The sequence below is a fragment of the Corynebacterium sp. HMSC073H12 genome, assembly GCF_001837775.1.
GTDB lineage: Bacteria > Actinomycetota > Actinomycetes > Mycobacteriales > Mycobacteriaceae > Corynebacterium > Corynebacterium amycolatum.
On record NZ_KV834035.1, the window covers coordinates 316,725 to 341,451 of the forward strand.

Here is a 24,727-nt window from a genome sequence, read left to right on the forward strand (position 1 = left end):
ACCAGTTCTTGAGCAAGATTCTAACAGTAAGTACCCGTCGGGGTCGGGCGCGTCTCACACATTTTTGAGCTGCCTCTACCGCCGCGCCAGCGATTGTTCAATCAGTTCGCGAGTCCAGCCCTCAGTCCACGCCAGCGGAGTCGTCCCCGGAATTGCCACATCATTGGTGGCGTAGGTTGCGTGCGCACCCGCGCCGGCAATCATCTCCTGCGCTCGCGCAATCGCATCAGCCACTGCCGGAGGAACATCACAGAAGGAATCCGATGGCACGCAGACATTCTGGACCTTGTCATTGAGGGAACCAAAGCCGTCTCGCGGACCGCGCATCGTTGCGCCCGGAACCACAGCCTGCACAATGCCGCCGAGGGGCTGCAATGACAGCTCGACACCCACACCAGCCAGCGGAACGCCCTGGTTCACGCCCTGATTGGGGTCGCGCCGCGGGTCGCCCAACAGAGCCACGCCCGCGATGCGCTCGGCCGGAACCACACCGCGGCCGTTGCCGATGTCAGAGGCCAAATCACCTGCAATAGCCGCACCCTGGGAGAAGCCCATCAGGACGAAGTCCGTCAGCGGGCACTGCCCGTGTAAGTCAGCCATTTCCTTAGCGGTGACATCGCGCCCGACTGCCTGCGAATCATCGTAGGTGAGTTGGTCGGGCAGCTGATGCGTCTTAATCTGTGCCGGGTACGGCGTAGTCCAGACCTTGACATCACCCTCCGAGTAGGACTGCGAAATCGAGTTCGTCAGGCCAAGCAGCAGCGAATGTGGGTTCGCGGTCGGGGCCATTGGGTCATCGTCAGCACGCGATTCCGCAGTTCCGGGCACCGCGATAACTTCTACCGCCGGGCACCACTCGGGTTGTTCGGCCAGAACCCCGCCATCGTCACCGGGGGTCGGTGGGGTTTGACCGCCTTGGTCGTCGTTAAGCCATTGCACTACGCCGAAGCCAATAGCGGCCACCAGCACAATGACCGCCAGAATTGTCAGCACTTTACGCATGAGTGCTAGCAATACGCCTTTTTAGCGGAGCTTGCAATAGTCTTCGCCACTTCTTCGGCGCTTTCCTGTGAGCGCCCCTGTGCGACCAGCTGTCCGGCAATCGCCAGCGCGATGACCTGACGCTCCTCTTCCGGTGCGTCTGCGCATGCCGCGCGACCTGTGCCGATGAGCTGATCTTCCACCCCACCGACATCGATTCCCGCTTTTTCCAGCGCTTCGAGGTATGAATCGTCCGCCTCACTGAGCTTCATCTGCCCATCGGGCGCTTCGTCCACGCGCTTAGCTTGGGGATCTGTGATCTCCGGCGCAGACTTTTCGCTCGACTTCGGCGCAGAAGTCTTCGTGCTTGACGACGTCGTAGACGTCTTCGTAGTCGTCGACGAGGTGACCTCCGAAGACTCCACTGTGGAACTGCCACAGGCGGCCACTCCGAAAGTCAGCAGCGCAACAGCTGTGGTCGTAGCCAGTGTTCGGAAGGACTTGTTCATGGACATTTGTCTATCCCTTATTCAGTGCCCTGCTTTGGTTGGCTTACTTGTCATCACTGTTGTCGGCGGCTGGGGCTGGCGCTTCTGGCTTATTGCGCTCTTCGACAATCTTGCCGTTGAGCTGACGAATCCAGCCACCTTCGAACTGCTGCTCCAGACCGCCGGCCTTGACTGGCTGCAGTGGGCCGACCGGGTAACCGAACGGGCCATTTTCGTAGCCAGTGCTGCCCCAGTGGTCAGTGATGTCGTTGGAGCGCACCGGCTGCGCACCAGTTTCCGGAGTCCAGTAAATGGCACCGTGTTCAAAGCGCTGGAAAGCGCCGCGGGCGAGCTTGACCTCGTCGCCGTCGACAGGCAGACCCAAGTCAGACTCAGCGCCACCGAGCTCCTTGTAAACACGGCCGATTTCACCACGCACGATGCGAGGTTCTTCGCCGCCAATCTTGACGATGGTGCCACCCTGGAAGTCCTGGGCGACACCGCCCGGAATATCGCGGTGGTTGGCGACTGGGTAGCCCAGCGGACCGGTCTCGAAGCCGGCCTTGCCCCAGGCGTTCATAATGTCACCGGTGACTTCGTGGGCTCCGCCTTCCGGAGTCCAGTAAATCGAGCCCTTTTCGAAGTGGACGAATCGTCCCGAGCCATCCGGCGTAGCTAATTCGTTGGTCACTGGGTAGCCGAGCGGCGAGGACGGACCGCCGAGCTCGTTGTAACGCGAACCGATGCGCCCCCAGACCACATGTGCCCCGGAATCCGGGTGCCAGTAGGCGGTACCGCCGGTGAAGTCCTGAGCCACGCCATTCTTGGCGACACCATACTCATCCGACAGGCAGGTGCCGATTCCCGGCAGCGATGCGACGGCCTTTTCAATCTCGCCGCCTACACGGCAGACCGCGCCACGATCGGACTCCGGCAACTGGAGTGCATCGGCCAGCGTTGGCCAGGCCTGACTGACCTCGAATTGCCAGTACGGCCAGGTGTGAGTACCCGAGCTCCGGAAGTTCACAACCGGCTCGACGCCCTTTTCACGAGCATTCCGAATGAAGGTCTCACTGGTCATGCGGGAAAGCACTTCCAATGCGTAACCGGTCGGGTTGTCCGGCTTCGTCGGATCGATCTGCGACGGCACGTCCCACTCACCGGTGTTGCCGTTACCCGCCGAGATGTACAGTGACATGCCCTTGAGCTTGTCGATGTTCAGCTTCGGATCATTGTCCTTCCAACGCTGCGAACCGAGCGGGCCCCACATCTTCGTCGCGTCATAGCCACCGGTGTTCTTCATCGCCAGAGCGATTGCCTGCGGCATGCCTGGCGAAGTCATGTCCAGGTAACCTGAGAGGCTACCGGCAAACTTCCACAGCTCCGGCGAGTGTGCTGCGACGTTGTAAGCACCGGTAGCTCCCATGGAGATACCGATGATGCCGCGTTCATTGTTGCCGCGGAAGCCGTTGGTGATAACCGGCACGAGCTCCTTAGTAATGAAGCTCTCCCACTTGTAGTTCTGACCGTTATCCGGCTGATCCCAGTCAGAGTAGAAGGACGATGTACCGCCGGCGGGCATAACCACCAGGACATTCTTGTCCTCGTAGAAGCGTTCGATATTGGTAGCGCGAATCCAACCGGAGTAGTCATCAAACGATGCCATACCGTCAAGGTGGTAGACGCTCGGGAATGTGCGCTCCTTGTCGCGGTACCAATCGCGCGGCAGCAAAATCTCAACCTGAATTGGCTTCTCCGGCATGGCAGCCGAGCGAATGTGCGCAATGACGTGGTGATCTGTGTACCACTCGACTTTGTCTACGCTGACTCCGCTGGGCAGGTTCGCCACTGCGGGAGTATCGACTTTAAATGGCGTACGCTCCGGCCCTGGCATCGGCTTCGGCATACCCAGGCCAGGTAGCTGCGCACCAGCAGCTTGCGCTGCTTCAGCGGCCTTAGCAAGGTCTCCCAGGTCTCCAGATTGAGCCAACTGCCCCTGCACGGCCTGAAGTTCCTCGTAGCTAGGCAGACCTGGCTGAGCTGGCTCGGGAGCCGCCACTGCAGCAGGGGCACCGAGAGCGAGAGTCAACGGTAGTGCCAAAAGTGCGGTCAACGCCCGCGATGACTTCCGGCTGTTGCCGAGGCCACCACGGAGGAATCTAGCGGTTACGCGCATAAGAGGGCTTCCCTTTACAAAGTCGCTGGTTGAAATTATTTGAGACGTTGAGTGTTGCACCGGCGCCGATTAGGCACCTGCAGATAGCATCACGCGGTGCTAGAGCTATGCGTTTACCGTTCGGCTTCGCAGAATTACGTAGTGCCCAGCAACGTATCCGAAGGTTCCCCTCCTCCGGCGTGCCGCTGCAAGAAGAATCTCACACACGTTCTGCGAAACAAACGGTATAGCTACCTGAATAGCTTCACCCTTTACTTTAAGGTTCGACTCTCATGTTTACCCTCTTACGGGTAAAAACCGTGGAGACACACGCAAAAGGAACTGAATTCAAGCTTTGACAGCGCAACTCTTTGCGCCCCCTCTAAGCCGTTACCCACACCTTCCGCTCAGCATCCAAACCCGGACTCGACACAGAAAAAAGACCAATCCCAACAAAAGGATTGGTCTTTTTTTCAAAATTGAGACTTCTTAAGAAGCTAGCCCCTTTAAGCAGTTATCCAGCACCAGAGCTAGGTCAGCACACCAGAGCGCCAGCGCGCTCTGAAACAATTACCGACTTAAAGCCCCAGCGCCCCAAGAATGTGCGGGCGAGCAAGCGCGGCATCACGGCTCCACAGCTCCCACGAGTGGATACCGTTCGGGCTGTAGACAAACTGCGCATTGAGGCCGGCAGCGCGAGCGTCCTGCTCAAAGCGCTGCGTCGAAGCACGGGAGACGGACTCCATTACGGCACGCCAGACAGTGTCAGGGAGCTGCGGCACCGGACGGTTCAAAACCTCCGGGTCACTCCACAGGCTCTGAACACCCTGGGCGGAGGAAACATACATCGGCAGCCCCTGGAGCTGATCGAGCAGCATCGAAGGGTCATGGGCCTGTCGTTCCGCCGACGCCGGAACCGGAAGACCCCACATGCCAGTCGGATTCACAACACCAGTGCCGGCCACCATTGCAGTGGTACCCGTAGCAACTACCGGGTTGGACATCTGGTAGTAACCGGACAGCGAAGTGACCTGCTTGAACTGATCACGGTGACGGGCCGCCAGTGCCACTGCCGCGGCTGCGCCCATGGACAACCCAGCAATCGCGTTGCGGTTCGGATTGACGCCAAACTCACGCTGCAAATAGACCGGGAGCTCCTGGGTCAAGAAGGTTTCCCACTTCTGGGTCTTGACCCCTTCAGCGGTCACTGCCGGAGCGTTCCAGTCGGCATAGAAGGAGCCATCGCCAGCAGCCGGCGCAACCAGAGTGATGTTGTCATTGGCAAAAGTCTGAGCAATATGGCCCGACCAAATCCAACCGGACGCACCCTTATTAAAGCCCCACAGACCGTCGAGCATGTACAGGGAGGCATCGCCGCCACCAGTAGCCGCCTTAATCTGAACCGGAATATTGCGGTTCATAGCCGGCGAGAAAACCTGGCAGTACTGAACCCACCAGTTGTATGGATCCCACTCACAGCCTGGGCGCAGTCGATCACGGTTTGGATCAGCACTCGCATCCTTCGCGGATGCGAGCATGATGCCACCAAAGACCATTGCAACCGCTACGAGGGCAGCTACGACCTTCACCGTGAAGTTACGACTCACTGCAGTAAAGCTCATCGTTCTCCTCTTTACTTTCGGACTTACCTCCGCGTCAGACTTCTCGGAGGCAGTCGCTTACGCGAGCTTTCGCTTTTCTGCTTCCAGTTGTGACGCGACAACTGGAGACTCCACAAAAGAATCTCGAGTATGTAACGATACTCAATCGTTTCCCTACAGCCAAGTTAAAATCGTAACCATTCCGTAATATTTCTCACATTTCTCGGCAAAACTATCTACCACAAGGAGAAACACTGTTTACCAGCGAGGAATTACAAAATTGTAATTCTGCCACCGACTGATCCGTAGGACTGACTGAGAACCTAAAACACGCCTACAAGAACCCTAAACACATCCTAAGTACTAACGAGGTACAGAAAAGCCCATGCACCCCTCGATGCATGGGCTTTCAGCTACCAACCGAGCGCGACGAGAAACCGACGAGAAACCGCAGTTCTCTTAATGGGAAAAGAACAAGGAACTACCCCAGAGTTGGAACAGCGTAGACAGCGATGGCAATGGACAGCAGCCACAGGACGGCCAGTGCCTGCAGCGGACGGTCCTTGAGCGCAATCTCATCCGGGCTTCCCGCATCACCACGGTCAACGTCGGCCGCGAAGCGCAGGATGGCCACAGTGAATGGAACCATTGAGATCTCGTACCAAATAGCCGAAGTCGACGAGGTGCCCGGCGCGCGACCCATCTCGAAGCCCCACAGCGCGTAGCTCAGTACCACGGCGGTCGCAGCGAGGGTCCACACAAAGCGCAGATAAGTCGCGGTGTAACCCTGCAACGACTTACGAATCTTCTTACCCGTGCGCTCCGCCAACAGCAGCTCAGCGTAACGCTTACCGGCTGCCATGAACAGCGAACCAAAGGCGGCAACCAGCAAGAACCACTGGGACAGGTTGATGTTGGCAGCAACACCGCCGGCCATTGCACGCAGCATGAAACCCGAGGACACAAGCGCAATATCAATCACCGGCTGATGCTTCAAGCCAAAGCAGTAGCCGAGCTGCAGCGCAATGTATACAGCCACAACAATTGCCAGTCCCGGCCCCTCAGAGGCGAACCAGGACACCGCAATCGAACCAATAATCAGCGCGACCGCCATAATGTACGCCATGCTCACCGGCAGTACGCCAGCGGCAATTGGGCGGAAGCGCTTGGTCGGGTGCGCACGGTCGGCCTCGACATCGCGGGCATCATTAATCAGGTAAATCGACGATGCTGCCATACAGAAGGCCACAAACGCCACCAGGATGTCGACGGTCAGCGTACCGATCGAACGTCCCGAGTCCATGATCTCGTTACCGGCTGCCAGTGGAGCCGCAATGACCAGGACGTTCTTCACCCACTGCTTCGGGCGAAGCGCCTTGATCATGCCGTCCAGCAGATTCTTCGGCGGATGCCCCTGCGGGTGCGCAGGCTCATCGATACCGGAAGTGTGCGGCTCAGACCCAATCCTTGATTGCGAAGCTTGCCGCTGGTTGGCCGACACATTGGCCAAGTTGTCGTTCTCCGCCTGTGTCACTGTGCATTCCTTTCCGCAATGGAGGGCTGTCCGCCCTGGTTGTGCTGCGCCTTTTTCGGCTCGATGACCTTATCACCTATCTTGTCCACCGCAAGAGCGGTGGCTGTACCCAGCGCTGCTCCGAGAGCGACATCGGTTGGGTAATGCACTCCCAGCACTAAGCGGGAGAGCATAATCGCCGGCACCCCCACGGCCGGTGCTGCCGGGTGACCCAACTTGGCAATCCCCACCAGCGCCGCTGTCGTCGACGTCGCGTGCGAGGACGGGAAACTCAGCTTGCTCGGTGTACCAACGCCGATTGCTATACGACGGTCATGGGGACGCGGGCGACGGACAATGCGCTTAAGCACCACCGATGCCGCATGCGAGGTAAAGGCGGCCACACCGACCTTTGCCCAGCCAATGCGTCGCTCCTTATCCACCGCCGCCCCGAGGGCAGCGAGCCCCATCCATCCAAGGGCGTGCTCACCGAAATAGCTCATGGCACGTGCGGTGGGCAGCACACCCGGGACGTCGTTAAGCGTGTGCTGAATATTAACGAGAACGTCGGACTCGCCGAACGGATCGCCTTTAATTTTCGAAGACATTCGCCCAGGCCTTCCTACTGGTCAGATGGTCATAGGCTGCGCGGTAGCGTGCCTGCATTTGCTCAAACCGCTCCTCAACCTGCTTTTGCAGCTCCCAGGATTCTTCCAGCAGAGCCTTGGCCTTGTCGCGGTCACGCTGGCGATACACCACGCCACGGCCATCAGCGGTGGTGACCGTTGCGCCATCCAGCCGCGACAGGGAGAACCAACGAGCCTCCAGCGGCGCCAGGTTTGCCTGCGGCACATCGTGGTGCTCGGAGTTTTCCGGGCGCACGCTGTGCAGCAGCCCCTTGGCCAGCCAACCGACCTTCTTCAGCTTGCCCAGACGACCACCGACGTCCTTTGTCGGAACCCCCGGGATACCGGAGGGCTTTGGCAGATCGCCTGCACTCGGCAACACAACCGCGTCGGGGAAGTTCTTGCGCAGCGCATTGATGCGCGGCAGCGAAGATTCGAGAATGTCGAACAGATGCTCCGGACCTGCCAGGAAGTCCTTCATAGCTTCATTCTGAATGGCGACAGTGGAGTACTCCAGGCACAGGAGGTGCTTGAACGTCGCCTTGCGCATGGAACGCACGATACCGGCAGCATTGCCCTCGTGCTGAAGAGCCGCGACGATCAAGCGGTTGCGCAGGTGGAAGTACGCCTGCCAATCAATCGCATCGTCCTTATCCGACCAGGCCATATGCCAAATTGCGACGCCCGGCCACGTGGCCGTCGGAAAGCCTGCCTTGCCTGCGCGCAAACCGTATTCGGCATCGTCCCACTTAATAAACAGTGGCAGTGGCTGACCGATTGTCTCAGCAGCGACGCGCGGAATCAGGCACATCCACCAGCCGTTGAACTCCACATCGATGCGACGGTGAAGGTCCTTCGAATCAACAACCTCACCGGTTGCGTTAGTGCCGTGCTCCCCGCGATCGCGCAGCGGATGCGCATAAAAGTCGTGGTCATAGTGGACGTGCGGAGCGGAAGTCCACATGAAGTCATGACGGCCGATGACTTCACCCATCGAGTGCAAGTGGCTGCGCTCCTGCAGGTTCAGCATCTGACCGCCGACCAGCATCGGGGACTTCGCGAACCGGCCAACAGCGACCGCGCGCAGAATGGAATCCGGTTCGATGGCGATGTCGTCATCCATGTAGAGGATGAACGGGCTATCGGTCGCACGCTTCGAATCCGAATCCGGACCCCCCAGGGCCTCGTACATAATGCGGGAGTACCCGCCAGAGCCACCGAGATTTCCCTGCGGGAAGATACGCAGGCGGTCACCGAAGTGCTCGGCGACAGTATCGAAGCCCGGCTCGTCTGCCGGATGCTTGGTGCCCTGGTCAGGCATCAAAACAGCGTCGATAATGGCATCGACTTCCGGATCCGAGGACAGCGCCTCAAGAGCAGCAACTGCATCGGTCGGGCGATTGAACGTCGGGATACCGATAGTGACGCGCCCCTCCGGCGCCGGATGCTCCGTGCCGTCCGGGTACGTCTGGCTCGGCGCCTCGATATCGGAGTACCAACCTGCGGAGTGGATTACCACGTCCGTCTCACAGGTGAGGTCGAACCAAATCCAGCCGCCGTCTTCAAATTGCGTCAGCGGTACTGGGATTTCGCAAACATGCACATCCTTGCCGTCCACCTTGGCTTCTGCGCCTTCAGCCGCTGCACCCAGGTCACCGACAACTTCGCCGGTCACGGCGATACGCGCACCGTCAATCTTCGAACGGTAGATGTCCACGCGCGCGGTACCGGACAGCTCCAGGCGCAGGACAACATTGTCCAGATTCGTCCACCGGCGCCAGTAGCTGGCCGGAAACGCATTGAAGTAGGTTTCAAAACTAACTTCATCACCCGCCGGAATGGTGGCTGACGTGCGCGAATGCGCTTGCACACGACCGGCATTAGTTCCCGGCTCAACCAAGTAGAGCGAGCGGACATCACGTGGCTCACCCAACTTTGGCAGCAGAATCCGCTGCAGGCGTTCAACGGCAAGGCTTGACGACGTTGTCGGGGTATGTGTCCGCTTTTGTTCAGGCTGTGATGCCATGAGACGTATCAACCACTTTCCGAAAGGTCTACCGGGGATGTTGCCGCCGATAAGTTACCGACGTTTCTATCTCATAGCATCCTAGTGCCCGTGGCGGATTGCCTCTTGTTGCCACGCTAGCGACAGCCCAGAATGTGAAAGCCCCTAAGCGCGGCGGACTATCTGCTGCGCATAGGGGCTTTTCGTTCAGGTTCTAGTTTTAAGCTCCGAGGAAACCTTCGATGCGGGCCTTGGAGTTCTGGAGGTTACGATCCCAGGTCGGCCAATCGTGGATACCGGTCTGCTCGTATTCAAACGTGGCATTCAGACCGGAGGTACGAGCACGCAACTCAAACTCGCGGGTGGACAAGCGGGACAGCGACTCCAGCGCAACGCCACCGGCCTTCGGGACGACACGGTAGAGGTTCTTCGGGTCACGAACCTCATCCGGAACACCATTTGCCGAGGTAATAACCAGATCCAGCCCCTTCATCTTCTCGACGTTCAGGTACGGATCATTGCGGACACGCTCCGCTGACATAGGCGCACCCCACATGTCGAAGGAGCTGTAGCCAGCCGACAGCTGAGCAGCCTCAATTGCAGTGGTCATACCCGGCGCGGTGGTGTGCAGGTAACCGGAGAAGGCAAGAGCCTGACCGAACTGGTCTCGGTGGTTGTATGCCAGCGACAGCGCCGCAGATGCGCCCATGGACAGACCTGCAATGGAGTTACCAGTGCGGGAAATGCCGAACTCACGCTCAAGGTAAACCGGCAATTCCTGGGTTAGGAAGGTCTCCCACATGTTTACAAACGGACCGTGCACACTAACCGACGGACGCTTCCAGTCGGTGTAGAAGCTACCGCCACCACCACCGGGGATAACAAGGTTGACGTTGGATCCCTCAAAAGTACGTGGGGCGTTACCGTGCTCCACCCAGTCAGAGGCATCAGCCGGGCTACGCAGGCCATCTAGCAGGTAGAGAGCCTTGTTACCGCCATTGGCAGAGGCCACAATCTGAACCGGAATATTACGATCCATGGCCGGCGAATAAACCTGGCACTTCTGGGTGAAGTACTGGTACGAATCCCATTCACAACCCGGGCGCAGCGAACCTCGGTCGCCCGCCGCGCTCGCGGCCGGCGCCATGGTCAATGCAGACGCAGCCACAGCTACTGCGGACGCAACGGCTGCAACCTTTCGGCGCCAACCACGGAAAGTAGAGGTGATTTTCACGTGTGCATTCTCCTCACAATGTGCGACTCCCCACGGCCGGTGGGAGCTATCAGGCGTGTTTCCTCTTCAGGGAATTACCTTAAGAAACAATAAAACTTTTACAAACCTACCCGCATTCACTGTTGTTTTCCAGCAGAACACGTCGAAACCCCACCTTTCGGCGGGTTCCGGTACTCGCGTTTCTACTGCGCAAGCTCACGCGACTCCCGCGCCCCACGCCAGGTAATAATTGCGCCAGCCGCCGCGATCAGCACGATGCCCAGCGCCATGGACCAGGTCACTCGGTCACCGGAAAACGCCCAGCCCAGGATTGCGCCGATAACTGGATCCAGTGCAAAGAGCGTGCCGACGACCGCCGCTGAGACAATCCCCGCAGCGATGGTGTCCATCACGTAGGGAATAACAGCACCGATGAACCCAGAAATAACGATGGTGGCCCACATCGAACCGTCGACAAGCGGTGCGGCGGAAACTGAGAAGGGCGCGAGCACGATTGCTGCGACGACCACTGACAGCGCCAGGTCAGGCATGCCGCCGCCCTCGGTGCTGCCCATTCGGGCGGAAAAGAGCGTGTAGGCGCCGAAGAAGATCGCGCCGATTGCGGCGTAACCAATGCCGATAGGGTCCAGGTCATTTGAGGGCTGGGCGATTAGGGCAACGCCGATGAAAGCGACGATGGCCCACAGGCGGGATCGCCACATCTTCAGTCCCAGGAAAGACACGACGCAGGGGCCAAGGAAGTCGATGTTGACGGCGACGCCCTGCGGGAGGCGGGCGATGGCGGCGTAAATCATCATGCTCATCATGCCCATAGCGATGCCGTAGACCACGATGTTGATGACGCGAGCGCGGGTCATCCCGGACAGCTTTGGCCGGAACAGAACCACCATGATGATGGCGGCGGCGGTCATGCGCAGGCCCGATATGCCCGGCGCGCCGACCGTGGAAAGCATGCCCGTGACCAGCACGGCCGCGGCCTGGGTGCCAAGAGAACCGATGAGAACCAGAATTACGGGAGCCACTGGCAGGGTGAGAAACTTGTTCACACGCTGCAGCAATGGCCCCTGCTGGGGAACCTGCCCAGCTCCCTGCTGGGGAACCTCGGTTTGGCTTTTCTCACGCGACACTCGCGCAATACTAGCGCGGGAGCCGCAAGCGACAAACTAGTGTCCGCGCTCCTGCTCGATTGCTTCGCCGTCGTTGAAGAACGGCGCAATCTTGTTGTCGAACATCGACAGTGCAGAACCGATGGCCATGTGCATGTCCAGGTACTGGTAGGTACCCAGGCGACCACCGAAGAGAACCTTGTTCTCCTGCGCTTCTGCTGCGGCGAGCTTGCGGTAGGCCTCCAGCATCCCGCGATCTTCCGGGGTGTTGATCGGGTAGTACACCTCGTCGCCATCGTCGGCGAAGCGGGAGTATTCCTTAACAATTACCGTCTTGTCCTTGACGTAATCGCGCTCCGGGTGGAAGTGGCGGAACTCGTGGATACGGGTGTACGGCACATCCGCGTCGTTGTAGTTCATCACTGGAGTGCCCTGGAAGTCGCCGGTGTTGACAACCTCCATCTCGAAGTCCAGCGTGCGCCATCCGAGCTTGCCCTCTGCGTAATCGAAGTAGCGGTCCAGCGGGCCGGTGTAGACGACCGGAGCATCCGGGGAGACAGCGCGCAGCTCGTCGCGCACCTCGAACCAGTCGGCATCGACAACGACGTCAATCTTGTCGGAGGTCACCATGTTTTCCAGCCAGGCGGTGTAGCCGTCGACAGGCAGACCTTCGTAGGTGTCGTTGAAGTAGCGGTTATTGAAGGTGTAGCGAACGGGCAGACGGGTGATGTTTCCGGCCGGCAGGTTCTTCGGGTCGGTCTGCCACTGCTTGGCGGTGTAGTGCTTGACAAAGGCCTCGTACAGCGGGCGGCCAATCAGGGAGATGGCCTTTTCCTCAAGGTTCTTCGCGTCCTGCGGATCCAGGCCATCGGTCTGATCCTTAATCAGCTGGCGAGCCTCGTCCGGGCTGTAGTACTTGCCGAAGAACTGGTTGATCAGCCCCAGCCCCATCGGGAACTGGTACGCGGTGCCCTTGTACATAGCGAACACGCGGTGCTGGTAGTCGGTGAAGTCAGTGAACTGGTTGACGTAGTCCCACACCCTCTTATTAGAGGTATGGAACAGGTGCGCACCGTACTTGTGCACCTCGATGCCAGTCTCCGGCTCTGCCTCCGAGTAGGCGTTGCCGCCGATGTGGTTGCGGCGTTCGACAACGAGCACGCGCTTACCCAGCTCATTGGCGGTCCGCTCAGCAACGGTCAAACCGAAGAAACCCGAGCCGACCACGATGAGGTCGTAGGTGTTGTCCTTGATGTCCTGTAGGGACTTCGGAGCAAATTCATTGGCAGTGGTGTTCTTTTCGCTACTCACGCCTTAAAACCTATTGCATTTCCATCCGGTTTGCGGGTGTACACGCGGGCTTTACGACGTCCACGTGAGCCCAACCCAACGTTCGTTTGGTCACATTATTTGATAATTTTCCCAAAATTAACGGGGAAACACAGATGTCTCACTAGATTTTTTTAGTCACACTGGTAACATCCTCCTCAGAATTTTCTGTTGCTTTGCAACTTTCCTTCCCTTCGACCCCGGGGTAGGCCTCGGGTCGACAACCCTGTACCCCATTTTTTTTGGAGCTTTTACCGTGCCAACTCGCCGTCGCATCAATGCCCCGTCGATGGGCCGTCGCACCTTCCTCTATGGACTGGCAGCTACTACTGCCGCAGCTCCACTAGCAACATGGGGTATTCGCCAGGCCCCTACCCTGGTTGAAAGCCCAGGCGCCGGCCCCATCGCGGCCAAGATCTCGACATCGCCGCTGGTTGACGCTGTCACGATGATGATTGACGACGCAGCCGTCGGCGCGCATGCCATTACCGATGCCCTGCACCCGCTTCGCGGATTCGTGAAGGACATCACCCGCGACGAACCGTTCTCCCAGTTCGCCCTGACCTGGCCGGGCGATGACAACCTGCAGCTTTACGTTCGCGCCGAACGCGAAGATGGCAGCTTTGGCCCGTGGTTCCACGCTGATTCTCACGGCCCGATGAATAACTCCGGACAGTCCGGCACCGAGCTGCTGTTCGTTGAGCCCACCAGGCGCGTGCAGGTGTCGACCGTCGGACTGAACCTCCTCGAGGGCCTCGATCCGCGCAACATCATTGGTATCGACAACCTTGACCCCGCCACTATCGGCGGTGGCCTGCAGGAACTCGTCAGTGCTACGGCCGCGTTGTCCCTCAACGCCGTCCAGGCAGTTTTCATCGACGGCGTAGAGCAGGTCGGCGAGGTCATTCAGCCAGTTGCGTACGAGTCGTCGATTGCTGGCGCTCCAAATGTAATCAGCCGTGCAGCGTGGGGTGCAGATGAGTCCATCCGCAGCGGTTCGAGCTCCTACAGCACCTTCAAGGGCACGTGCATCCACCACACCGCGGGTTCCAATAACTACTCAGAGTCGCAGGGACCAGCCATTGTCCGAGGCATTTACGCCTACCACGCAAAGACGCTGGGCTGGGGCGATGTTGGCTACAACGCGTTGGTCGATAAGTACGGCAACATCTACGAGGGGCGCTACGGCGGCCTGGACAAGAACATCGAAGGCGCGCACGCAGGTGGCTTCAACAACGGCACCTTCGGTATTTCGGTGATGGGCAATCACGACCAGCTGGAGATTCCGGATGCGGCCGTCACTGCACTCGGCGAGATGGTCGGCTGGCGCATGAAGGTCGGTGGCGTCGATCCGATGTCCACCGCCGCACTGACCAGCGCCGGCTACTCGAAGGCACGCTACAGCTCCGGCCAGACCGTGAACCTCCCGGCCATCTTCGGCCACCGCGACACCGGCTACACCTCATGCCCGGGCACCTTCGGCTACCAGCAGATGGATGCCATCCGCGCTGCAGCCAAAGCCAAATTTGATGGCGCTGGCGGAGCGGGCATCGCCGGCCGCTCGACGGATCCGAACAACCAGGACGGAGAGTCCGCCGGCATTCCGCCGCTTCCGGGCTCCGGCGAGTCGGGCGACAACGGCGGTTCCCTCGGAAACGTGGAAACCCCCACGCCAGGCGAGGTTCTTGGTGAATTTCTAACTGATTCCCTGCCAGCCAACCCTGCCGAAGCTACGCAGGCCTGGTTCACACCTCAGAACTAAGTCCCCGCTTATCCACAACAGGCATAACCACATCACATTTGTGGTGTAGCACCAGATCTTCGCAATCACCCAGGAGTTATTACCGTGTTTAGTCGCCGCCGCATCAATCGCCGCGCAGGTGCCAAGCAATCCTTGGTACTCGCTGCCGTGGCGACCCTTGCCCTGACACCCGTCGCCGTTGTCGGCGCAGGTGCCGCTTATGACCTCATCGAGGAAAACGGCGCCGGCCCCATCGATCCGATCGTCCAGAGCAAGTCGCTTGCAGACAGCGTCTCCGTTCTCGTCGAAGACGCGGCAATCGCAACGCAGTCGCTTGCCGACGAGGCTCATCCCAACCGCGGTGTCGTCAAGGAAATTACCTCCGATACCGAGTTTTCCCAGTTTGCACTGACGTGGGCCGGTGACCCTGATATCGCCAGCTTCGTCCGCGCCGAGCGCGCCGACGGCTCCTGGTCCGACTGGTTCAGCGTCGACCCGGACTACCCCGCTGAAGGCAATGGCAACGGCCTGAACGGAACTGAGCTCATCTACATCGAGCCAACCAAGCGTGTTCAGGTTTCCACCCACGGACTCAACATCTTCGGCCCGGGTTCCGGCGTGGATCTGAAGGACATCAAGGGCGCTGAGAAGTTGGACCTGTCCAAGCTCAACCTCGACGAAATTAATGCCGAGGGCGCCAAGAAGGCCGTGGAGGATGCAAAGGAATCCGCTACGGATGAAGCCAAGAAGGCCGTGGAGGCCGTTGACGATGCCGCTTCCGACTACCAGCAGACTCCGGATGCAGCTCCTGAGGACGCACTCGATGACCCGACGGCTCCGAGCGCTAATGACACTGCAGATTTGGACTCGCCGAACCTCCCGGTGAAGTGGACGGACATCGAGCCGGTCGCCGATGAACTGCCAATCGACCAGGTCGACGCAGTGCTAATCGACGGCCAGGCTGCTGCATCCGGCATCGACCCAATTGTGGATGCCAAAAATGTCACGGGCATGCCGAAGGTCATTACCCGTGCCGGCTGGGGTGCCAACGAAAATAACCGCTGTAAGGGCGCGGACTACGACAGCAAGCTTGTCGGTGCCACCGTGCACCACACCGCTGGCTCAAACAACTACACCGAGAGCCAGTCCGCTGGTATCGTCCGCGGCATTTACCAGTACCACGCACAGACTCTGGGCTGGTGCGACATCGGATACAACGCCCTTGTCGACAAGTACGGCAACATCTTCGAGGGCCGCTACGGTGGCCTGGATAAGAATGTCCAGGGCGCACACGCAGGTGGCTTCAACACCGGTACTTTCGGCATCTCCATGATGGGAAACTACACTTCGGTTGCTCCCAGTGAGGCTGCACTGAATTCGGTGGGCAACATGATTGGTTGGCGTCTGAAGGTCGCCGGCATCAAGCCGACCGGCCAGATTCAGATGACTTCGGGTGGCACCAGCTACTCCAAGTATGGATACGGCAAGCAGGTCACTCTGCCGACCATCTTCGCGCACCGCGATGTTGGTAACACCACCTGCCCAGGTGATGCTGGCTACGCCCAGATGGGCAAGATCCGCTCGATTGCCGAGAAGAAGTACAACAGCCTGAACAGCGGAAAGATTGACAATGAGGGCCCAGATGGCTTGATTGACCTCCTCGTTCCGCAGGATGAAAAGGGCGATAAGACCGCCGAAGACGCAGATTCGCAGTCGACCGGATCGACCGAGTCAACCGAGTCGAGCACGTCGACCTCTACCACCTCGGCCACTTCGACCACTTCGGCATCCACGGGCGCGTCCGCCACCTCGTCCTCCGAGAAGTCCTCGAGCGCATCGAGCACCACTTCGTCGACAACGTCGAGCTCCGACTCGACCACCTCGGGCACTTCGAATACCTCGGAGCCAACCGACGCCACGAACACCAGTGACACTGCTACGGCTGACTCCTCCGCACCGTCGGCAAGCGAGCAGAGCAACTCCTCCTCGCCGAGCGCATCCGACGAGCAGCAGAAGGCACAGGCTCTGGAGACAGTCTCGGGTGCACGTTCGATGCTGGCCTCGGCGCTGGGCATGCTCGGCGCACCGGGTCTGGGGCAGACCGCCGATGCGATTCTGGGTGCGGTTGGACGCTCGATTGAAAACGGCCCGTCGATTGCTGACCTGCCGGTTCTGATTGACCAGATCATCACTATCAATGAGCAGAACGACCTGGCTGCCGAATGGCGCCAAGTTTCCGAGGAAATGGGCTCGGTTCTCGGCTACGCGATGTCCGGTATCCAGAGCGGTTCTACCGTGGCGAACAATGCTGGCCAGGCCGATGCCCTGCGCTACGTGAAGTTCTCCAACGGCGTAATCACCGACTCCGACACCACCGGCGCTCACGCCATCTGGGGCAAGATTGCTAATGAGTGGGCCCGCCAGGGCTTCGAGGTCGGCAAGCTGGGCGCTCCGACGAAGACCCAAGTGGTCGATGGAAACATCGAGCGCGCTGAGTTCCAGAACGGTTCAATCACCTTCGACCGCACCACCGGCGAAGTCAAGACCGAGCTGAAGTAAACGCTGCAGTAAACCTGAAGCAGACGCTGTCGAGCGCTGGGTGAGCTAGCTGGCGCGGGGAAACCGCGAGGTTAGCTAGAACCAGCGCTCCAGCACACGAGCAACACCGTCATCATCATTGGTGGCGGTGATTTCGTCTGCAATCTCCTTGACGTTGTCAGCCGCATTGCCCATGGCCACACCCGTGCCCGCCCACGACAGCATCTCGATATCGTTCGGCATGTCACCGAAGCAGACCACATCTTTCGCGGTCGCTCCGACCAGTTCAGACACGTATTCCAGCCCGGCGCGCTTAGTCACGCCCGGCGCGGACACCTCCAACAGCCCGTCCGGCATGGAGTAGGTCACGTGCGCCAGGCTCGCGTCAATTGCGGGGGCTACCAGCTCATGCAGCTGGGCACTGTTCACATCTGAGTTTCGCAGCAAGAGTTTCGTCGCGGGTTCTGACAACACGGCCTCTTCAGCAAGCTCACCGTGCTCATCCGATTCCCACGCATGGTCATAGGACGGCGCCACCACAAAAAGCTCATCGATGGCATCATTCGCCGACGTCCCAGCGCGCTCTGCCGCAATGCCGATTCCACCGATGGATCGCGTCGCTTCGCGCGCATGCTTGACGACGTATCGCAGCGTCTCCGGCTTCAACGTGTTGGCGGCAACTACTTCATCACGACCGGAGTCGTAAATCACCGCGCCATTGGCACACACGCACAACGGCTGTACCGGCAGCTGCTCGAGCACTGGTTGCAACCACCGAGCCGGCCTTCCCGTGGCCAGTACCAACGGGGTTCCGCGGCGTAGCATTCGCGTGACGGCCTGTCGCAGGCGGGGAGTTACCCGCTCCCGAGAGTCGATGAACGTCCCGTCAATATCCGAAGCTACGAGTAGTGGATGTAGTCTCTCGGTCACTTCGAACTACTTGCCGTCCTCGCTGTTGCCATCCTCACCGTCATCGCAGAACCGGTCGTGCAACAACTGCAGCGTTGCGGCTACTCCCCCATGCTCGACAGTGTCAATTACCCAATCCGCGTTCTTCAGCAGCGACCAGTCCGCATCGGCCATAACTACCGGCATGCCGACACGCTGTGTGGCTTCCTCAAAGTTCGAGCGACCGGCAAAAAGAATCGCGGTTTCTTCCTTGCGAGCCTGCTTGCGCAACGTGCTAACCACCGCATTTGTGACGTCCAGCTTGCTGGCGCCCTCCGGAAGTTCCACGACCTGCAGGTCAACCGATTCCAAAGCCGATAGATTCGGCTTGTCTCCCGACTCGTGCAGAACAACGATTGTGGCTCCGACATCACCGAGCTGCTGCAAGGCCTTGATAGTTTCTTCGCTGATCGTGCCCGCGTCGTCGGCAAGCGATGCGGGGTAATCGAAGATAAACGTCTCCGGCTGAGCGGTGATGAGCCTGTTCAAGCGTTGTGGAAGCTTGTCGCGAATCATCATCGACTGGCCGATAAGACGGTAAACGGTCTGCTGCGTCTGTTCGACACCAGAGGCGGAGGCCTTCTCTAGCTGCACGTACGCTTCGCGGAACGTCACGCGCATCGAATCCGTGGCAGTACGCACGGACTCTTTGCTCTCTTTGGCACCGGCGACGACATCATCAGCCATCTGTTCCACAGACTGACGGAACTGCGCCAACAGGGCGGTCGTTTGCTCCCTTCGGCGAGCAGACTCCGCGCTCATCGTTTGCGAGGCATCGAGGAACTGTTGCCTGGTCTGATCGCCGAACTCACGCGCCGACTCGGCTAGCTTTTCCTTGAATGCAGCCAGGTCACCGCGCAAATGACGGATACGCTGGCGCTCTTCTTCGACTTTCAGGTCCTCTGCCTGGGCCTCTTCGAAAGTCGGTGCGCCACCGCCAAGACGAGCCGGCACCCAGTAGGCGCCCTCCGGCAGGGGACCTTCTTCAGCTGCGTACTCGTCCCAGAGCTGGCGGACGCCCTGGTCCATGATTTCGTGTAGCTTTTCGGTGGCTTCTGCCGGATCCCCCTCCGGAGTCCACGGTGGCAAAACCGTAATGTGAATCGGAGTATTGCTGCGGCCGAGATGCTTGGGGTGCCCCTTCGTCCACACGCGCTGGGATCCCACAATCAGCACAGGGATGATGGGCTTGCCGGTACGCTGCGCCATACGCACCGCACCGGACTTCAGATTCTTGACTTCAAAGCTGCGCGAGATAGTCGACTCCGGGAAGATACCTACCAACTCGTCGTTTTCCAGCTTCGCGCAGGCCTCTTCGAAAGACTTGGAGCCGTCAGTGCGGTCGACCGGAATGTGCTTACAAGCACGCATGATTGGTCCTGCGATTGAATGGTCGAAGACTTCCTTTTTCGCCATAAAACGGACAAAACGGCGGTGCTTGCGGAATGGAAGACCGACATAGGTGAAGTCCATGTATCCGGTGTGGTTAGTAACGAGAACGGCACCAGAGTCTTTCGGCACGTTTTCCCAGCCCTTAACGGTGAACTTCAAACCTTGGGCAAAGAAGACGGTGCGCGCCAATCCGATAATCGTTAAGTACACAGGATCCTTGAACATGGCCTTTACTCTACAATCTTTCGCACCCCTTAGCGGGGCAATATGTACTGGTATCTGAGACTCGTGAACAAATGTCGTTACAGGCTCATATTCATGTGTAAATCCGAGCGCAGCTCCAGTCATCGCCCCTCAAATACACCACACGCCCGCCGTGCACTCATTGCCCACCCATCAGCTATCTTTGACACCCCCATTATGGGGGTTTCTATCGCCAACTGACTTTCATTCTAAAAGTAGTAAATCTCTATTAACATAGCCATCTACCTGCGGAAAATCGGACAACATTACTGGCGCGATTTTCTTGGCTTTTTGCCCCATTGTTTATATCTACGTAACCGTAGGTTAGCGCTCGCAAGTAGGCGGATTTTTGGTAACGTGAGCCGTGAGCCGAGAAACTCTCTTCGACGAATAAACAACGCCCCCACCGGGAAGGATTGGAAAATGTCGTCCTCTTCATCTCTCGCCCCATCTGCAGTTCTGAACAAAGAACAGCATGAAAAGACCTGGGAGAAATTCGGTACCGAGCAATACGACGTCGTCATTATCGGCGGCGGTTCTGTAGGCGCTGGCGCTGCACTCGATGCCGCAACCCGTGGTTTGAAGACTGCGGTCATTGAAACTCGTGACTTCGCAGGCGGTACCTCTAGCCGCTCCTCCAAGATGTTCCACGGCGGTCTGCGCTACCTGCAGATGTTGGACTTCCGCCTGGTAGCTGAATCCCTGCGCGAGCGCGAACTGTCCATGTCGCATCTGGCACCGCACCTGGTTAAGCCACTGCGCTTCGTCTTCCCTCTGACTCACCGCGTATGGGAGCGTCCGTTCATGGCATCGGGCTTCTTCCTTTACGACGTCATGGGTGGCGCCAAGCAGGTTCCGATGCAGAAGCACTACTCCCGCAAGGGAACCCTGAAGCAGGCTCCGGGCCTGAAGGAAGATGCCGTGGTCGGTGGCGTTCGCTACTACGACACTCTGGTTGACGATGCCCGTCACACCATGACTGTCCTGCGCACCGCTGCTCACTTCGGCGCTGACGTCCGCACCTCCACCCAGGTTGTCGACTTCGTGAAGGAAGGCGAGCGCATCGTCGGCGCGAAGCTCCTTGACACCGACACTGGCGCGACCACCACTATCCGCGGCAGCGTTTTCGTCAACGCCACCGGCATTTGGTCCGATGAGATTGAGAAGCTGGCTGGCGTCACCGGCAAGTTCCGCGTCCACACCTCCAAGGGTGTCCACATTGTTATTCCGAAGTCCGCTCTTGAGGGCTCGGTGGCAATGACCTTCGTGACTGAGAAGTCCGTCCTGTTCGTTATCCCGTGGGGTGAGTACTGGATTATCGGTACCACCGACACCGACTGGACCATGAACCTGGCCAACCCAGCGGCTACCCGCGCTGACATCGACTACATCCTCGATCACGTCAACGCCAAGGTTCGCCGCCCAATTACTTACGACGACATCGTCGGTGTCTACTCGGGTCTGCGTCCACTGGTGGAAGGCGACTCTGACTCCACCACTAACCTCTCCCGTAACCACGCTGTTGCCCACGTTGCCCCGGGCATGGTTTCCGTCGCAGGCGGTAAGTACACCACCTACCGCGTCATCGGCGCTGACACCATCGACGCTGCAGTCCAGGATGTTCCGCGCAAGGTACCGGAGTCCGTCACTGCAGATGTCCCGCTGCTCGGTGCTGACGGCTACCACGCACTGAACAACCAGAAGCCAGCACTGGCCAAGCAGTTCGGTATCACCGAGAAGCAGGTCGAGCACCTGCTCAACCGCTACGGCTCCCTCATCTACGAGGTTCTGGCTCCGGCAGCCGAGGACAAGTCCCTGCTCGAGCCGCTGGAGGCCGCTGAGCAGTACATGCGCGCTGAGGTTCTCTACGCAGTGACTCACGAAGGCGCAATGCACCTTGACGACATTCTGGAGCGCCGCCTGCGTGTCTCCATGGAATACGCACACCGCGGCGTAGACAGCGCCCGTGCTGCAGCAGAACTGGTTGCCCCTGCTCTGGGCTGGGACAAGGAAACGATGGAGAAGGAAATCAAGGTCTTCATCGAGCGCGTCGAAGCAACTCTGGCAGCTGAGCATGAACTGACCGACAAGGCCGCTAACGAGATTGCAGCTCACGCAGTGGAGACTCGCGCAGACGTCGACGTCAGCCTCGACCGCTAGTTCATTTCCCACCCTCCCCTAGGTGGCCATACGAGTTAGCTCTTGAATGGCCGCCAGCGCTGTAGCCACAACGAAATAGCTTCCTTCTTGGAAAACGGCTTCGCACTTCAAAGGGCTGATGGGGTCGAAATAAAAGTGCCGGCGAAAAATAGTTTCTCGCCGGCATTTCTTATACCTAAAGAATTCTACGTTGCAAGATTCATCGTGGCCTTGCCCGGTCACGACTCACAGAGAGTTTCTACATCTCATGGAGACAATCACAGGATCCCAGGCATTTTTCTGGGAGTTTTTCGGAACCGCTATTCTAATCCTGCTCGGTAACGGAGTCTGTGCCTCTATCAACCTCCGGACAACCCGCGCTGCAAATGCAGGCTGGTTGGGCATTGCCTTCGGTTGGGGTATGGCCGTTTTCGCTGGTGCATCTATTGCCGACGTATCCGGTGGGCACTTGAACCCAGCGGTAACCGTTGCCCTGGCAGTCAAAGGCAGCCTTGCTTGGAGCCTGGTCCCCTACTATGCCGCAGGTCAGCTGTTGGGCGCATTCGTAGGTGCAATCCTGGCATGGGCCGCGTTTAAGCAGCTGTTCGATGCCAATGGCGTTGACGACAACGGCAATCCGACCAATGCAAATGCCGAGACCGGTGGCAACTTCTTCACCGTACCGATTCATCCAAATAACTTCTGGAATGCCGTCACCGAGTTCATCGCGACCTTCGTTCTGCTCGCATTCATACTGTTCGGCCCAGCCGGCGGCGAGCTTGGTCCGCTGACCTACTTCGGTGTCTCGTTCATCATTGTGTCGATTGGTCTTTCCCTTGGTTCCCCGACCGGATACGCCATCAACCCTGTTCGTGACCTCGGCCCCCGTTTGGCCTACGCTTTTGTGCTCCCGATTAAGGGCAAAGGCGATGCGAACTGGGCATATGCATGGGTCCCGATTGTCGCACCGATGCTGGCAGCCGTGGCTGCAGGCGCTCTTGCCTTTGCCATCGGATAACGGGAATATGAGAGTCATCGCACAATAAAATAGCGCAAGCCTGAAAACTCACATTTACACACAATTTCGCTAGGAGTATCCCCCATGATGCACAGCAAATATGTCCTCGCCATTGACCAGGGAACTACTTCCACCCGCTGCATCATCTTCAACCATGACGCAGAAATCGTCACTGTCGCGCAGATGGAGCACAAGCAGATTTTCCCGGAAGAGGGCTGGGTCGAGCACGACGCTCAAGAGATTTGGACGAACACTAGGCGCGTAGTCAGCGAGGCGCTCGCTGATTGCGACATTTCCTCCCAGGATATTGAGGCAATCGGTATCACCAACCAGCGAGAAACCACTGTCGTCTGGGACAAGCACACTGGTGAACCGGTTTACAACGCCATCGTCTGGCAGGACACCCGCACGAACACCATCTGCAAGGAACTCATGGGGGATGAAGGCCCGGACCGCTGGCGTGAGACCACGGGCCTGCGCATCAACTCCTACCCGGCTGGGCCGAAGGTGCGCTGGATCCTCGACAACGTTGAGGGCGCTCGCGAAAAGGCTGAGGCTGGCGACCTGCTCTTTGGCACCATCGACACCTGGCTGCTGTGGAACCTCACCGGCGGCGCAGAGGGTGACAACGGCGAATCTGCAGTCCACGCAACGGACGTCACCAACGCATCCCGTACTCTCCTGATGGACCTCAAGACCCTCGAGTGGGACGAGGACATTTGCCGTGAAATTGGCATTCCGATGTCGATGCTGCCGGACATCCGCCCGTCAGTAGGCAACTTCGGTCGCGTTCGCGCCCGCGATGCTCTGTCTGGCCTGCCCATTACGGGTATTCTCGGCGACCAGCAGGCCGCCATGTTCGGCCAGGGTTGCTTCGGCGAGGGCGATACCAAGAACACCTACGGCACTGGCCTGTTCATGCTGATGAATACCGGCGAAAACCCGAAGTGGTCCGAGCACGGCCTCATCTCCACGGTCTGCTACCAGGTCGAGGGAGAGAAGCCGGTCTACGCTCTCGAGGGATCTGTCTCCATGGGTGGCGCCCTTGTTCAGTGGCTGCGTGACGAGCTGCAGATGATTCCAAATGCCGCTTCCATCGAGAACAAAGCAAAGAGCGTTAAGGACAACGGTGGCGTGTACATCGTGCCGGCCTTCTCTGGTCTCTTCGCTCCTCGTTGGCAGCCAGACGCCCGTGGCGTCATCGTCGGTCTGACTCGCTTCGTCAACCGCAACCACATCTCCCGCGCTGTGCTGGAAGCCGCTGCGTACCAGACCCGTGAGGTTCTCGATGCCATGGTCGCAGAATCTGGCACGGACATCACGACGCTGAGTGTTGATGGTGGCATGACCATGAACGAGTTCCTCATGCAGTTCCAGTCCGACATCCTGGATGTCACTGTGACACGCCCGAATAACATTGAAACCACGGCTCTTGGTGCTGCATATGGTGCAGGCCTGGGCGTTGGCTTCTGGTCGAGCTTGGATGAGGTCAAGGCTCACATCACAATCGACAAGAAGTGGCGTCCGAAGATGGAGGCCGAAGAGCGCGATCGTCTGTTCCACCAGTGGAACCGTGCTGTTGAACGCACCTACGGCTGGGTTGAGGATACGGATGTTGAGGAGGCGCCGAAGCCTGAATAAGTCCTCGTAAGAGCCTAAAAATGGCTCGG

17 protein-coding genes are annotated in these 24,727 nt (G+C 58.9%); 5 read left to right on the forward strand and 12 right to left on the reverse strand.

The annotated features are described in order from the left end of the window. Positions 1-75: 75 nt before the first annotated feature. The 10 genes from HMPREF2708_RS06445 to glf all read right to left on the reverse strand — a co-directional run bounded on the left by HMPREF2708_RS06445 (position 76) and on the right by glf (position 12,963). A complete protein-coding gene (locus HMPREF2708_RS06445; RefSeq protein WP_070833546.1) occupies positions 76-1,002 on the reverse strand; it encodes a cutinase family protein in 927 nt (308 codons plus the stop codon). A 5-nt stretch (positions 1,003-1,007) separates the two neighbouring features. Continuing rightward, positions 1,008-1,490 carry a DUF732 domain-containing protein gene (locus HMPREF2708_RS06450; RefSeq protein ID WP_246840355.1) on the reverse strand — a complete coding sequence of 161 codons (483 nt, stop codon included), beginning with the start codon at positions 1,488-1,490 and terminating at the stop codon, positions 1,008-1,010. 43 nt (positions 1,491-1,533) lie between these two features. Then, positions 1,534-3,645: an alpha/beta hydrolase-fold protein gene (locus HMPREF2708_RS06455; RefSeq protein ID WP_070833548.1), complete on the reverse strand. Its 2,112-nt coding sequence runs from the start codon at positions 3,643-3,645 to the stop codon at positions 1,534-1,536. A 557-nt stretch (positions 3,646-4,202) separates the two neighbouring features. Next, the gene (locus HMPREF2708_RS06460; RefSeq protein ID WP_070833549.1) at positions 4,203-5,246 is read right to left on the reverse strand and encodes an alpha/beta hydrolase; all 1,044 of its coding nucleotides are present in this window, start codon (positions 5,244-5,246) and stop codon (positions 4,203-4,205) included. Between the two features lie 460 nt (positions 5,247-5,706). Further along, positions 5,707-6,726 carry a decaprenyl-phosphate phosphoribosyltransferase gene (locus HMPREF2708_RS06465; RefSeq protein ID WP_070595709.1) on the reverse strand — a complete coding sequence of 340 codons (1,020 nt, stop codon included), beginning with the start codon at positions 6,724-6,726 and terminating at the stop codon, positions 5,707-5,709. Positions 6,727-6,755: 29 nt separating this feature from the next. After that, entirely contained in the window at positions 6,756-7,346 is a 591-nt protein-coding gene (locus tag HMPREF2708_RS06470) for a phosphatase PAP2 family protein (protein WP_070833550.1), read from the reverse strand. Next, positions 7,330-9,390, reverse strand: coding sequence for a glycosyltransferase (locus HMPREF2708_RS06475; protein ID WP_070833551.1), 2,061 nt, complete (start codon positions 9,388-9,390; stop codon positions 7,330-7,332). The genes HMPREF2708_RS06470 and HMPREF2708_RS06475 overlap by 17 nt, the downstream gene beginning before the upstream one ends. Before the next feature lie 199 nt (positions 9,391-9,589). Further along, on the reverse strand, positions 9,590-10,603 hold the full coding sequence (locus tag HMPREF2708_RS06480; protein WP_070833552.1) for an alpha/beta hydrolase: 1,014 nt from the start codon (positions 10,601-10,603) through the stop codon (positions 9,590-9,592). Between the two features lie 182 nt (positions 10,604-10,785). Then, positions 10,786-11,730, reverse strand: coding sequence for an EamA family transporter (locus tag HMPREF2708_RS06485; protein ID WP_246840356.1), 945 nt, complete (start codon positions 11,728-11,730; stop codon positions 10,786-10,788). 36 nt (positions 11,731-11,766) lie between these two features. Beyond that, positions 11,767-12,963, reverse strand: coding sequence for a UDP-galactopyranose mutase (gene glf, locus HMPREF2708_RS06490; RefSeq protein ID WP_070833607.1), 1,197 nt, complete (start codon positions 12,961-12,963; stop codon positions 11,767-11,769). A gap of 331 nt (positions 12,964-13,294) precedes the next feature. Between glf and HMPREF2708_RS06495 the strand changes: the two genes are divergently transcribed. Continuing rightward, positions 13,295-14,800: an N-acetylmuramoyl-L-alanine amidase gene (locus tag HMPREF2708_RS06495; RefSeq protein WP_070833553.1), complete on the forward strand. Its 1,506-nt coding sequence runs from the start codon at positions 13,295-13,297 to the stop codon at positions 14,798-14,800. An 84-nt stretch (positions 14,801-14,884) separates the two neighbouring features. Next, positions 14,885-17,338 (forward strand): N-acetylmuramoyl-L-alanine amidase, encoded by a 2,454-nt coding sequence (locus HMPREF2708_RS06500; RefSeq protein WP_070833554.1) that lies wholly within the window; start codon positions 14,885-14,887, stop codon positions 17,336-17,338. Between the two features lie 75 nt (positions 17,339-17,413). On the opposite strand, the gene HMPREF2708_RS06505 is transcribed toward HMPREF2708_RS06500, so the two are convergent. Continuing rightward, positions 17,414-18,247, reverse strand: coding sequence for a Cof-type HAD-IIB family hydrolase (locus tag HMPREF2708_RS06505; RefSeq protein WP_070833555.1), 834 nt, complete (start codon positions 18,245-18,247; stop codon positions 17,414-17,416). Positions 18,248-18,253: 6 nt separating this feature from the next. Further along, positions 18,254-19,882: a 1-acyl-sn-glycerol-3-phosphate acyltransferase gene (locus HMPREF2708_RS06510; protein ID WP_070833556.1), complete on the reverse strand. Its 1,629-nt coding sequence runs from the start codon at positions 19,880-19,882 to the stop codon at positions 18,254-18,256. A 441-nt stretch (positions 19,883-20,323) separates the two neighbouring features. Here HMPREF2708_RS06510 and HMPREF2708_RS06515 point away from each other — a divergent pair, with 441 nt between their 5' ends. The 3 genes from HMPREF2708_RS06515 (at position 20,324) to glpK (ending at position 24,698) form a co-directional block, all read left to right on the forward strand. Beyond that, positions 20,324-22,060 carry a glycerol-3-phosphate dehydrogenase/oxidase gene (locus HMPREF2708_RS06515; protein WP_070833557.1) on the forward strand — a complete coding sequence of 579 codons (1,737 nt, stop codon included), beginning with the start codon at positions 20,324-20,326 and terminating at the stop codon, positions 22,058-22,060. Between the two features lie 247 nt (positions 22,061-22,307). Then, positions 22,308-23,057: an MIP/aquaporin family protein gene (locus tag HMPREF2708_RS06520; protein ID WP_210400322.1), complete on the forward strand. Its 750-nt coding sequence runs from the start codon at positions 22,308-22,310 to the stop codon at positions 23,055-23,057. 84 nt (positions 23,058-23,141) lie between these two features. After that, the gene (glpK, locus tag HMPREF2708_RS06525; RefSeq protein ID WP_070833558.1) at positions 23,142-24,698 is read left to right on the forward strand and encodes a glycerol kinase GlpK; all 1,557 of its coding nucleotides are present in this window, start codon (positions 23,142-23,144) and stop codon (positions 24,696-24,698) included. Positions 24,699-24,727: the final 29 nt, after the last annotated feature.

Excerpts from the sequence above, each read along its gene's own strand:
- HMPREF2708_RS06445 (WP_070833546.1), bottom strand. The coding sequence starts at position 1,002 with ATGCGTAAAGTGCTGACAATTCTGGCGGTCATTGTGCTGGTGGCCGCT.
- HMPREF2708_RS06450 (WP_246840355.1), bottom strand. The coding sequence starts at position 1,490 with ATGAACAAGTCCTTCCGAACACTGGCTACGACCACAGCTGTTGCGCTG.
- HMPREF2708_RS06455 (WP_070833548.1), bottom strand. The coding sequence starts at position 3,645 with ATGCGCGTAACCGCTAGATTCCTCCGTGGTGGCCTCGGCAACAGCCGG.
- HMPREF2708_RS06460 (WP_070833549.1), bottom strand. The coding sequence starts at position 5,246 with ATGAGCTTTACTGCAGTGAGTCGTAACTTCACGGTGAAGGTCGTAGCT.
- HMPREF2708_RS06470 (WP_070833550.1), bottom strand. The coding sequence starts at position 7,346 with ATGTCTTCGAAAATTAAAGGCGATCCGTTCGGCGAGTCCGACGTTCTC.
- HMPREF2708_RS06475 (WP_070833551.1), bottom strand. The coding sequence starts at position 9,390 with ATGGCATCACAGCCTGAACAAAAGCGGACACATACCCCGACAACGTCG.
- HMPREF2708_RS06510 (WP_070833556.1), bottom strand. The coding sequence starts at position 19,882 with ATGTTCAAGGATCCTGTGTACTTAACGATTATCGGATTGGCGCGCACC.
- HMPREF2708_RS06515 (WP_070833557.1), top strand. The coding sequence starts at position 20,324 with ATGTCGTCCTCTTCATCTCTCGCCCCATCTGCAGTTCTGAACAAAGAA.
- HMPREF2708_RS06520 (WP_210400322.1), top strand. The coding sequence starts at position 22,308 with ATGGAGACAATCACAGGATCCCAGGCATTTTTCTGGGAGTTTTTCGGA.
- glpK (WP_070833558.1), top strand. The coding sequence starts at position 23,142 with ATGATGCACAGCAAATATGTCCTCGCCATTGACCAGGGAACTACTTCC.